The following is a 12,096-nucleotide window of genomic DNA, read 5'->3' on the forward strand; positions in this document are numbered from 1 at the left end:
CGACGAGGCCGGAACGAACTCTTCGAGGATGTTGACTGCCACCCATCGCACACTGCTTCTTCCGGCCCAAGGCGGAAGAAGCAGCGAGCCCATTCAGGTACACCACGGTGCAGAGCACGCCCAATCGTCGGCTATGTTGCTATCGCATCGCGGCGCAAATTTGCCTCAAAGGAAGGTTTTTATCGGCTTCAGACTTAAGCATCGTGGGGGAATCGGGAATGCTGAATCAATCCATGAGTCGAAAGCGGACTAGCAGTTGCATTTTCTCCGCATATATCTGCTTGTGGAGTGGCTTTGCGCTAGCTGAGGGACTTGGTGCCCACGAGTACCGCTTGCAACCTGGCGACGTGATCGGCTTTTCTGTCATAGGCAACCCGGACATGCAGAAGCGAGCTGTCGTCGACCAGAGCGGCATTGTCGTGCTGCCAGTTCTCGGGCCTCTAAACGTTCTCCAAAAAACAATAGGAGACGTTCGCAAGCAGGTAATTGACGGTCTGAAACCGAAAGCTCTCCCGCAGCGGTCCAGCGACGGCGTCAGTGAAAACTGGGCTGGCTTCTACCCTGATCAGATTGTCGTCGACATCGAAGAATACCGACCCATCTACGTTGACGGAGACATTGCCTCGCCGGGGTCCCTGACCTTCAGGCCAGGGATGACCATCCGACAGGCTGTGGCGTCCGCCGGCGGCTATCAAATCGGTACGGTAACTAATCCAGAATTAGTTTTAGCGGACCTTAACGGTCGCTTGAATGTTCTGCGAGCTAAGTACCAAGAAAGTGAAATCAAAGTTGCTCGCATCCGGGCGCAACTCAGTGGGGACAAGGAATTCACGGCGGCGGAGGAGACTGATCCTGCGCTCATCCCTCGCCGCACGGAAGCACTGCAGCAAGAACAGAACCGCCTCGACGCTCTGAATTTGGATCAAGGGAAGGAACGGGCTTCTATCGAGCTCGCGATAGCTAAGGCAGCCAAACGCATGGAATATCTGCTCGAGCAACAGAAGACTGATCAGAAAGGCGCCGATGCAGATGATAAAGAAGTCGCTCGTGTGAAGGGCCTCTTCGACAAAGGGCTGGTTCAGATAACAACGTTGAACGCTGCCCAACGCGCTGTGCTGCTGTCGGCTACGCGCGCCCTGCAAACTAGTTCCGCGATTGCTCAACTTGAACGCGAACAAGGAACACTCCAGCGAGATCTTGAGAAACTGGGGGACCAATCGCGAATTGATTTGCTGGCCGAACTACAGACCGAAACCGCAGCATTATCCCAAATGCAGGCTGAAATGGATGGGCTGACGAAACAAATCTCTTATGTTGGATTGTTGCGAAGCGATCTTCTGACTCAACAGGGGCGTCAGCTTGCGATCAGCGTGACCCGTTCCAGTAGTGGAAAAACGACGACGACCGCGGCTACCGAAGATATGCTGCTCGCTCCAGGGGATACTGTCACCGTCAAGCTGCAGGTCCCATCGGGAACAGCGGCGGCTAACTAAGCTAATGCCACTTTGGCCAGCGCGGCTAAGCGCCCCTTCGTACCGCGCCGCCAACTGATAGTCTGACATTGGGCCGTGTAGCCCTTGCATGCCCCCTTTGCACTATGCACCAGGGAATTCAAAATCTACAGGCAACGTCCCAAAACGTGATGTGCTCGAAGCTGAGGCGGTGCTGGCCGATGATCAGTGACAAGAAATAAATGCGCGCAATATAGTTCGTCCGGGAGTCGGGTTTTGCGGGTGGCAGCCTTTGCGCGGACCTGGAAAGACGATCGTTAGCATCAGCAGCAACCGCGGCGAGGCATCTATGACAATGTGCGCACCGCCGTCGCCAAGGTCGGCCGCGGCAAGGAGCGGCAGGTCAATGCGCGATTCTGGCCAAGCACGATCTCTTCGAAGCCGAGTTCTTCAATCCGGCGGCAGGCCAGGTCGAGAAGAACGTCCAAGATGCGCGACGTCGCCTTTGGCAGCCATCCGCGGCAAGCACATCTGACGCCACGTTCGCCCGCCTCAGCGTAGCTGGTTGTTCAAGCAGTGAGTTTGCTGGCGCAAGTTGTGCGTGACTGGCTTCGCCGGAACGGACTGAAGGTCGGCAGCTATTCCCTCGCGGAGCAGGTTTGCGCAAGATGGTCGGCGAGCACGCCCCTTCTGAGAAGAAATGATAGGCAGCGCGACCAAGCGGTCGCAACGTGCGCGGGCGCACTGCAGATTGTGAGTACCTTTAGCAGGGGGACCTAGTCTGAAATGGTTCAAATTCCTGGCCGTCAGCCATTCCGCCATTCCTGCGCTGCACGTGGGAGCTTCAATCCGTTTTTGCTCCGGAAGTGGCTAGCGGCGATCGCAAGATCCTCTACGCCAAAAGCGTTGGCGTGAGCTTTTTGTCAGCGAGAGCCTTTGCGACGCCTCGATTTCGATACTGTCGAAAACGCCCAGCCCAGGCTGGGCCACGCTACTGCTCAAGGAAAGCGCGCGACATGCTGTCTGTGATCGGCTTGGCGAGATAGGAGAAGAAGGTGCGTTCCGCGGTCTGGATCATGATTTCGACCGGCATGCCTGGCGTCGGCGCAAATCCGGGCACCCGGGACAATTCGCTGACCGGAAGATTGACGCGGGCGAGATAGACTTCCCGCTTCGCATCGCCAGTGGGATCAGGCAGAGCGTCCGCGGAAACGTAGTAGACTTCGCCATCCAGCACCGGTGTCGTGCGCATATTGAGCGCTGTCAGCCGGACTGTGGCTTTTTGCCCGATCCTAACAGTGTCGATCTCGTTCCGCGGAACCTGCGTCTCGATGATGAGCGGCACATCGGCGGGGAGTATTTCCATAATGCTCTTTCCGCTTTCGATCACGCCGCCAGAGGTATGGTAATACATACGCACGACGGTGCCCGAAACCGGGGCGTGAAGAGTGGTTCTACCAAGCACGTTTTCCGCCTCCCGCGACTGTTGCCTGACGCTGTCGAGTTCGGCCTCCACGCTTTGCAATTCGTCGAGCGCGGCTTGCTTGTAGGCGGCGACGGTCTGCTCGATTTGCTCGTGGTGTTTGTCGATCTGGGCGCCGGTTTCGGACACTTCCGCAGTGAGCTTACCCATCTGCCCCTCCGCATCGGCCATGGCCCGCTGTATGGCCTTGATTTCCGTCTTGCGCAGAAGCCCCTTTTCCTGAAGGATTTTCTTTCCTTCGTATTCTTCCTGAAGAAAGGCGAGCTGGCGTCCCATGGACTCCAATTCATGCTGATAGCCGCTCGCCCGGAACTCGAGCGCCTTGACGTTTTGCGTCAGCAGTCCGATTTCACGTTCGAGCTTGCTCCGCGACGCCTGGAAATTGAGTTCCTGGCTGGCCATTATCGCGGCCACGTCGTCGTCGTTCCGGTTGTTGAGGATAATTTCGGGAAACGTGATGTCGGTCAGGCCCGCCGCTTCCGCGGACAAACGCGCGACGATGCCCTCCAGCCGGACGCGGCGCAGGAAGAACTGGCGTTCGTTGACCCGCGCCGCGGTCTCGTCAAGCTTGACCAGAGGTTGGTTGAGCTCCACATAGTCGCCCTCGCTGACCAGCAGCTCCGTGATCAGGCCGCCTTCTAGATGCTGCACGATCTTGTTCTGGCCGGTCGCCACGAAGCTGCCTTGGGTTATCACCGCCGCGGCCAGCGGAGCCGTCATGGCCCACACCCCGAACCCGCCGAAACTCAGCCCGAGCAGGACAAGTCCGGCAACCGTTTGCTTCAGGATGGAGCGGGGGACCTCCGCATACCATTCGGCATCATGATGTGTGGCGACTGCGCTCATCTTTCACCCGTTCGGTTTCATTGCATGGACAGGGGGCCACTGGCCCCGGGCGGCGCCATGCCCCGCGCCGCCAGCGCCTGCAGGACCTCCTGACGTTGGCCGAACATGGATACGGTTCCATTGGTAAGCAGGAGGATCTTGTCGACGCTCCGCAAGAGCGCGGGTCTCTGGGTAATCGTAATGACGGTTATTTTTTCGCGCTTGGCGTGAGCCAGGGCGCGGGCGAGCGCGGCGTCGCCGGCGCTGTCCAGATTGGAGTTCGGCTCGTCTAGAATGACCATCCGCGGATTGCCGAAGAATGCGCGGGCAAGCGCGATGCGCTGCTTCTGGCCGCCTGACAGGGGAGCGCCATCGGCCGCAACGAAAGTTTCATAACCTTGCGGGAACGTGGCGATCATCTCATGGACATCGGCAAGCATCGCCGCCTGGTAAATGTCGGCGTCGCTCGCGTCATCGCGCATCCGCGCAATATTGGCCTTGATGGTTGCCGGGAACAGCTGCACGTCCTGGGGGAGGTAACCTATGTTTTCGCCGAACTGCCGCTGATCCCAGTTGCGCAGGTCCATCAGGTCGAGCCGCACGTTTCCCGAGGTCGGCAGGATCGAGCCGACGAGCATCTTTCCCAGCGTCGTCTTGCCCGCGCCCGAATTGCCGATGACCGCTAAGGAATCGCCGGGCGAGAGCGAGAAGGTGATCCCGTTCAGCACCACCCGCTTGGTCCCCTGCGGCACAAACAGCAATCGCTCGACATCGAGCCTGCCTTCCGGGCGCGGCAGGTTCAGGCGTTCGAAATTGAGCGGCGAGGACTGAAGCAGCGTCGCGATCCGCCCGTAAGCGGCCCGTGACTGCACGACCTGGTTCCATCCTTCAATCGCACCTTCGATGGGAGCAAGCGCGCGGCCGGCGATGATCGAGGCGGCAATCACCATGCCGCCGGTGATTTCGCCTTCGATTGCCAGATAAGCGCCCCAGCCCAGCATGGCCACCTGGGTCAAAAGCCGTGCGGCCTTCGAGGTGGCGGCCGATAGGATGTTGCGATCCTGGGCGACGACCTGTGACTTGAGCGAGCCGGCGGTATCCCTGCCCCAAATCTTCACAGCCTCCGGAATCATTGCCAGCGCATTGATGATTTGCGAGTTGCGCGACATTGAATCAAGGTGAAGGTTCGCCTTGCTTTGATGGACATTGGCCTCGCCGAAGGGGGCGGCCGTCGCTGCCTGGTTGATCCTGGCGATCACCAGCAGGGCGAGCGCCGAGCCGACAACAATGAAGCCCAGATGCGGATGCACTAGAAACACCGCCAGGATGAAAAACGGCGCCATTGGCGCGTCGAGAACCGACAGCAATGTCCCGGAAACCAGGAACGAACGAAGCTGCTGAAGATCGCCGAGAGTCTGGTATTCGCGGCCGTTGCTGTGAAGCGCGGCTCGAGCCGCCGCGCTCAGGATCGGGGTGCCAAGCTGGGCGGCGACCTCGACGGCCGTTCGCATAAGAATAAATCGGCGAATGGCGTCGAGCATCGCCTGGAGCAGGACCGCCCCTACGATCACGACAGTAAGCATGATCAACGTGTCGAGCGATCGGCTGGTCAGCACGCGGTCGGAAATCTGGAAGAGATAGATAGGGATCGCCAGAACCAGGATATTGGAGGCGACGGTGAAGATCATCACCACGAGCAGGTTCGACTTGACCGCGCGAAGTCCCGCCTGGAGGTTCTGGGCGAAGTTGATCGGGCCTAGCCGCCGGTGGAAGTGTCCGCCGCTTCCACCTCCTCCGCCACCACCATTGTTCGCGTTGTTCACACCGCCACCATCGGGTGGGCGGTTTTCCACCTTGATCGGCTCGCGATCGCCCTCGATCGTCAATGTGCCTTGCGCGGCGGGGGCGGTTTTCGCTTCCGGAGCTTGCGGCTGGCGAGGCTCCACGCGATCGGTGACCGGGGCAGAAGCGGCAGGTTGCGCCCTTTCGCCAGGCAGGGATGGTTGGGTGGGCGGCAGGCTCGCCATCTCGGCCAGTGGCAGCGCCGGCGCCGTCACTGAAGCCAGCGCGTCCGGCGCTGTCGCCTCGCCGGTCGCCGCCTCACTGATTTCGCCCGACGTCACCATGCCGGGTCGGGCGGACGCCTCGACAGCCACCTGTTGTTCAAGCGCCTGGCCTTCGAGACGCAAGTGCTCCCTCGCCGGCGACTGCGCTTGCTCCACCGCGCCGTCTACTTTGGCGGCTTCGCTCCAGACGGCTTCAGCAATGCTAGCTTCGATCGCTTGCAAAGCGGCTTCCAACAGCTCCTCAGCGCGTTCAAATGGCTCGGCCTGCCCCACTCCAGCAGGCTCGATCGTTCCTGCCTCTTCCCCCGTCTGTGCGTTCTCGGTTTCAGGATTCTCCAGTTCGCCGGGATTTTTGCCTTGAGGAGCCAACTCGGGGGTCGCCTCGGAGACGATCGGCTGCTCCAGCCAGGGGTTGCTGGAGTGGCCATCCCCGTCACCCTTCACCTCGGGCGACGCTTCGCCCGCGGAGGACGTCGGGTCGCCAGAACCGGCGCCGGCGTCTTCGTGCAGCTGCCTGATTACTTTTTCCAGTTCGGCTGCGGCGCGGTCGACGGCTTTGTCTTGTTCGTAAAGCATCTGCGCAAGCGCGCTCACCGGATCTATTTCTCCCAATCTGGTGAAGCCGCACTCACCGCTTTGATCAACGAAAGGTCGCCAGGCGCTAGCGGGATCAATCTTCATATCTATTTTCCCTCGCTGGTTTTGCGCTTACGCCAGCATCGTCTGCATGAGATCCGGGTGCGAAGCATCGTGACCGGGTTGAAGCACTGAGGCAGTATGGTTGTCGCTGGGACCCGCTATGTCGTCATCAAGGAAGGCGATCGCCTCATTGACCAGAACATCGGGATCCTTGCCGCCCAGATCCGGATTTGGGGAGACGAATTCCGCCTGGATCAGGATGTCGTCGGAGTAGTGGTTGCCCCCGACATAAGTCTTTCCGGTCAAATCGACGTCGACAATTTGCGCGACATTGATCAACGCGTTGGAGCCGGTCGATATGGTCCAGTCGGCATCGGGGAAGCTGTCGTCAATGCCGTTGAGCGCCATCGCGACCTGGTCGGAATCGCCCAGGATGTTCGTCTGCTTTACGAATTGCAGATCGAACATGTTTCCCGAGACATAGAGGACCCTGACACCCGCCAGACCTTCAAAGGCTGAATCGTGCAGAACATCACCAGGCAGGTCATTGCGGCCGGCCTCGAAATTTTCCGCCGCTTTCTTGTAATGCGCCGGTAAGGCTTCGAACCCACCCGTGCCGCCGACAGTGACGATCTCGGCCTGATTCCAAAGCAGGTTCCCGCCGGTCGACAGCGATGCCTCACCCGTCGTTCCGAAACCTTTGACACCGCCGACCAGGTCATTGTCGAGAAGCACGTTCATCTGATGGATGAAGTTGGCGTCGTAAATGTTGCCGCCAACGATGATAAGGTCGTAATAAAACCCCAGCTCTGCGAGCGACACGTCGTTGAGCGTCGTGTTGCCGCCGGTCGTTACCATGGTGGTGACGCCTGAAGAGGACAGGACGTGAGTGTCGTTGTCGGTCACGAAACTGAACTGTTCGATCCAGTTCATCGAGATCAAGTCGCCGTCTATCTTGGTGACGGCCCAATGCTTGGGGAAATCAGCTGATGCGTCCCCTGGCGCCTCTTTTCCCGCAGCGGGATCAACCCGCGCGAACGCCGCAATGTTGAATGCTTTGGTTGCTTCGGCAGGATCGAATTTCCAGCCGCTCACACACAAGCCGATGGCGTCACTATCGCTCCAGGCATTGACCTGCACGATTGCGTTGATCTCCACACAGTCCCCGACGGCCGCCATGACACCACCGCCCAGCCAGTTGTTGGTAAGGACCGCGGAATTGACCATCGTGTTGGAGCCAGCCACCAGATCGACGGACGCTTCCGTTTCCACGGTTCCGGTTCCACTCACCGAATCGACGGGATCGGGCTCATTCGCCTTTGCTTCTTCCTTTTCGGGAAGGTGATCTGTCAGCTTGGGCAGTTCCGTTGCAGGCGCTCCGTTGACGAAGGAACCTTCGATCACCTCCTGCGACACAACGAAAGCGCCGTCATCGGCCTCGCTATACCCTTGCGCGAAGGTCGTCAGGGCCGGCCCGGCTTCGAGGAGGAAGTCTTCGATCTCCTCGATAGAGCCCGGCGCATCAAGGTTGGCGAATGGCGCATGCCGCGCCGCAGCTTGCAGAAGGGCCCCCATCTCGGCGCCGTGGTCGGCGGTCGGACTGAATTTCAATCCATGTCCGCCTGCGCCTACATAGTCGTTGTCCGAAAGCCTGACCTCCTGATTGATGCGAACGGCGATCGAGCCCGGCGGCTGGGTCTGCAGTCCAGGGTGGGCTGATGAGGCGCCACCGGGAAAGCCCGTTGCCGGAACAAGTGCAGCCGGATTGCCGGAAAATGCCGCCGTCGATTCAGGAATCTGGGGAGGCCTATAGTCCACGTGGGACCATGGTGTCTCCTTGACCAGACCGGGCACGAGCGGCTGATAGAGCAGGCCCGGATCCATGCCATTCAGATCGTAGGGAGCGCGGCCCTCGACCGTGACGTTGATGAGATCAGGCTGCTCGCTCTCCAAAGCGCGCTGCGCCTGAAACTCGTTATAGTCCTTGCGCAAACGCGCTTCCTCAATGGCAATTCCAAATAGTCCGATGAAATGGGCAATGGTTTCGGTGATCTTATCCATAAGCACGGGGATCGCCTCCTTCTTGGCTTCAGACCTGCCCAGGCCTGGTCAGCTTTTTGGCCCCTTCGGAAATCTGCGCGGGGATGGGTCCCCGCGCAGATCCTGATGAACTCCGCGGAAGCGGAGAACTGTGCTTAGACGTCTTCGCCCGTGAAGGTGCTGGTGAGATTGCCACCCACCACGGTCATGTCGATCGTGTTGCCCTGCAGGTTGGCGCCCATCACGATGCTCTGGTTGAAGGCGGTCAGGTCGATCGCAGCTTCGGCATGGGCTTCCGAGATGCCGTTGACGATGCCGTCATCGCCGTTTCCGGACCCCCACTGTCCGCCACCGCCGCCGGCGCCGCCGAAACCAGTCGTCGCAATGCCGCCATTGCCGCCATTGCCGCCGTCACCGCCGAAGGCGAAGCCGCCGATCGCGCCCGCATCGCCACCATCGCCGCCGATTGCTGCGGCAATAGTGTCGCTAACGTCGCCGCCGTCAGCCGAGGACGCGCCGCCAGTGCCTGCGCCGCCCGTGCCTGCGCCGCCCGTGCCGGCTCCGCCGTTGGCGTCGCCGCCTACGCCAAGGCCGAGCCCAATGCCCGTGCCTTCAGCGAGACCGAGACCGGCGCCGAGGCCGCCGTCAGCCGAGCCGCTCGATCCGCCAGCGCCGCCGGCGCCGCCAGCGCCGCCTGCGCCGCCAGTGGCCGTGCTGGTCTGGTCGCCATCGTCGGCGCCGCCAGCGCCGCCGGTGCCCGTTCCGCCATCGCCACCGGCTGCGCCGGCAACCGCCACAGCACCGGTGAGCGACAGGATCGGGATGATCGGAACGGCAACTGCAGCCGCGATCGCGCCGGCATCGCCGCCCTCTGCATCGCCTTCGCCGCCGCTACCGCCGCCGCCGCCGCTGTCGTTGGTATTGGCATTGGCCGAGCCGCCAGCGCCGCCATTGCCGCCGTTGCCGCCGTTGCCGCCAGCTCCGGTCGTTCCGCCGTCACCACCGACGCCAACGCCAACGCCAAGAGCGCCGAGCCCGACGCCGGTACCGGTTCCGGCACCGCCGGTGCCGCCGTTGCCGCCAGTGCCCGCGCCGCCAGTGCCGGCGCCGCCAGTGCCCGCGCCGCCCGCCGACGTCCCGCCGGCAGAGATCCCGAGCGCTACGCTGGTGGCCGCGCCGCCGGTCCCGCCAGTAGCTGCGGCTGCGCCGCCTGTGGCGTAGCCGCCGGCTGCGCCGTCGCCGCCGTTTGCCTTGGCGTAGCCGCCGCCGCCGCCGCCGCCGCCGCCTGCGTTAATGCCCTTGTCAGAATGGGCTTGGCCGCCATTGGCATTGCCATTCTGATTGAAGTTGGCGTTGTTTTGGACATAGGCGTTTTCGACCTTGTCGTTGTCCTCGAGGTCGGCGACCTGATTCTGGATGAACGCGCTGTCGTTTCCGGCTCCATTCAGGGCGCCGTTCAGGATGTCATCAAAGCTGATGTCATCGCCGGGATTGTAGTGGATCTCACCGTCACGATTGACGAACAGATTGCCGACTGACGAATTGTCGGAAATGTCGATGTCGGCGAAATCGTCGTCAGATGGCTGCCAGCCTTCCAAGTTCAGGCCCACACTCACGTCTACAGTCGTCGTGGACGTGTTGGTGTTGGTGTTGGAATTGGCGTTGGAATTTGCGTTGCCATTCAGGTTCAGATTGCCGTTGCCGTTGAGGTTCAGGTTGCCATTGCCATTGGCGTTTCCATTCGCGTTGTCGTTATACGACTCGCTTTTCTGGTGCTGGTTCTGGCCCTGGCCCTGGTCCTGACCCTGGTCCTGACCCTGTCCCTGTCCCTGTCCTTGGCCCTGACCCTGTCCTTGGCCCTGACCCTGTCCTTGGCCCTGACCCTGACCCTGACCCTGATCCTGGTTTTGGCTCTGATCGCCCGGATCATAAATGATGTCGTCAAACGCAATATTGTACTGGTCATCCCCGAACAGCTGAACGCCGAGCTGCTGAGTACCGTTATTCTTATTAGGCATTTTCGTTTCCTCGGTTGACGCCGCAGCCAGCTAACCACCATTCATCTGTTACGGAGGTTTTTCGAGCTGCCAACGGACAGTTGAGATTGACTGCTATGTTAGTTCGATCCTGGTTATGCCGTTGGGTCCCGGTACCTGAGGCAGCCGGATCCCAACTTTGAGCGCGAACGGAGGCGTGCGGTCCCATTCCACACATTGACACACGGCGCCGAACGCCTCCGTCTGAGCCACACGCGGTGTAAGCAGTACCGCTATCCCCCGGAGCAGCTCAGCCCGCGCCCAAGGCCAAAACTGTGTGCCTCACCGCCCTAAAAGAATAGCTGCCAATTCGAGCTACTTGTTCTAAGTCCTTTGGGCCCCGCTCTTGCTGGTGACGTTACGGCTTTCGGCTGCGGGAGCACTTGCCTTTCGGGCTATGCGAGGAAGCAATCCGCCGGCCGGTAAGCAAAAGGTCGCCGTCCGGTTGCAGAGGCCGGTTGCGGCGACGCCTCGAGGCGCCACCGGATTTCACGCCCAAACAGCAGTCCAGGCTACCGCGCCGCGATTGTGTTTCGGCCGCTCGCGCCAAATAGGTGCCACCGAAAGGCAAGCCATATCTCGACAAACAATCCAGGGGCGCAACTTGGAATTGCTTATCCGAATGGAGGAACCACAGGCCTGGTGTAACCCTTTCGAGCTACTTCGTATCCCGGCAAGCGGGTATATAATCTGTTTTGATTACGAACATGCCATCAGTAGCCCGCCCCTTGCTAGGGGAAGCCGCGCATTTTGAGAATGTGACAATGGTCGAGGCCATGAATACCAGCGTTCGACTTGCAGGCAGCACCGTCGCGCCGTTCAAGAGGATCCTGGTCCTTGTCGCCGTTCCGGGAAGCGTTTCGGAATGTCTTCTTCACGCTCTGGAACGCGAGTTTCCCTGGATTTTGATTGAACAAGTGGAAAACGTCGAGGCGGCATGCGTGAAATTCGAGCACCCCGTCTCTCTTATCTTGATAGAACCTGAGTTCCTCGGGGAGGTGGATATCTTTGCCGACGCGATCGCCAGGCACCACCCCTCTTCGATCACGGCAGTCATGTATGGCGACCACACTGATCAAGGAAGTACATTTGAGGATATCAAGTCGTCGCGCACCGTCCGCAGCGCATTGCCGATGAACCTGAGATTGGATCTGTGGCTTTCAGTTGTACGACTATTACTGCGTGGGGGAGAGTATTTTCCGATTTCCTTCATGCACCACAAGCACCAGTCGGAGCCGAACAAGGATGTGGCCGTGCAATCCCATTCAAGCGAGAGCAATGAAACCGGCCCGATCGTGGCTCCCCACTCTCGCAGCTTGGACTATCTCACGGAACGTGAGCATCAGGTTCTGGAGATGGTGTCCCACGGGTTCCAGAATAAAATGATTGCGGCAAAGTTCAGCCTTTCCGAGCACACTGTGAAAGTGCACATCCACAACATTATAAAAAAGCTCGGCGCTCAGAACCGGACCGCGGCGGCCGCAATCTTCCTGGCTCGGGCGGCAGAGGCCGGTACGCGCAACAGCAGCTTGGCCACCCATGTCGGTCAGTGAGCA

Annotated in this window: 6 protein-coding genes and 1 pseudogene; 3 read left to right on the plus strand and 4 right to left on the minus strand. The window is 60.3% G+C overall.

What is annotated here, in order from left to right:
* The first annotated feature begins 218 nt into the window (after window positions 1–218).
* On the plus strand, window positions 219–1,493 hold the full coding sequence (locus ABVK50_RS32645) for a polysaccharide biosynthesis/export family protein (RefSeq protein ID WP_353646448.1): 1,275 nt from the start codon (window positions 219–221) through the stop codon (window positions 1,491–1,493).
* Window positions 1,494–1,784: 291 nt separating this feature from the next.
* Window positions 1,785–1,966 (plus strand): annotated as a pseudogene (locus ABVK50_RS32650) (IS21 family transposase); the annotation flags it as partial.
* Between the two features lie 476 nt (window positions 1,967–2,442).
* On the opposite strand, the gene ABVK50_RS32655 reads toward ABVK50_RS32650, so the two are convergent.
* The 4 genes from ABVK50_RS32655 to ABVK50_RS32670 form a co-directional block, all read right to left on the minus strand.
* Window positions 2,443–3,780, minus strand: a complete 1,338-nt coding sequence (locus ABVK50_RS32655; RefSeq protein WP_353646449.1) for an HlyD family type I secretion periplasmic adaptor subunit — start codon at window positions 3,778–3,780, stop codon at window positions 2,443–2,445.
* 17 nt (window positions 3,781–3,797) lie between these two features.
* A complete protein-coding gene (locus ABVK50_RS32660; protein ID WP_353646912.1) occupies window positions 3,798–6,401 on the minus strand; it encodes a type I secretion system permease/ATPase in 2,604 nt (867 codons plus the stop codon).
* 132 nt (window positions 6,402–6,533) lie between these two features.
* On the minus strand, window positions 6,534–8,525 hold the full coding sequence (locus tag ABVK50_RS32665; RefSeq protein ID WP_353647071.1) for a type I secretion protein: 1,992 nt from the start codon (window positions 8,523–8,525) through the stop codon (window positions 6,534–6,536).
* Between the two features lie 134 nt (window positions 8,526–8,659).
* Window positions 8,660–10,522 carry a hypothetical protein gene (locus ABVK50_RS32670; RefSeq protein WP_353646451.1) on the minus strand — a complete coding sequence of 621 codons (1,863 nt, stop codon included), beginning with the start codon at window positions 10,520–10,522 and terminating at the stop codon, window positions 8,660–8,662.
* 782 nt (window positions 10,523–11,304) lie between these two features.
* On the opposite strand from ABVK50_RS32670, the gene ABVK50_RS32675 reads away from it, so the two are divergent.
* Window positions 11,305–12,093 carry a LuxR C-terminal-related transcriptional regulator gene (locus tag ABVK50_RS32675; protein WP_353646452.1) on the plus strand — a complete coding sequence of 263 codons (789 nt, stop codon included), beginning with the start codon at window positions 11,305–11,307 and terminating at the stop codon, window positions 12,091–12,093.
* The last annotated feature ends 3 nt before the right edge of the window (window positions 12,094–12,096 follow it).

The organism is Mesorhizobium sp. WSM2240, assembly GCF_040438645.1.
Lineage (GTDB): Bacteria > Pseudomonadota > Alphaproteobacteria > Rhizobiales > Rhizobiaceae > Allomesorhizobium.